The organism is Collinsella sp. AF20-14LB, from assembly GCF_003459505.1.
GTDB lineage: Bacteria > Actinomycetota > Coriobacteriia > Coriobacteriales > Coriobacteriaceae > Collinsella.
Window position 1 is genome coordinate 368 of record NZ_QRWD01000050.1, and the last position, 405, is coordinate 772.

Here is a 405-nt window from a genome sequence, read left to right on the forward strand (position 1 = left end):
CACGGCAACAAGGCGAACGTCGCCACGGCGCGCGAGCTCGCCTGCTGGGTGTGGGCGGTCGGCCTCATGGCCGAGGAGGCGTAGGGGGCGGTCCCCCGCACATAAGCCAGTCATCCCGGAAGCGGTTCGATCCGAAGCCGTTGAGGCGAACCTCAGGTCCCTTTTCTGCGAGCGCCCAGGGCGCCACACGCGTGCACAGACTGTCGGTTCGACGTAGAAGCCTCAGCCGTAGCAACGGATTGCCCAGCGAGAGATCGCCACGGGCGGATATTAAACTGCAAAGACGAGCGTCGGTAAGACACGCCGAGGTCGCCGCGGACGGGTTGATATAGGGAGAGGGCCTGACCCCATATCGTTGGGGCCAGGCCCGATTTTGCCTCTTGACAATGTCCTGCTCATATTAAA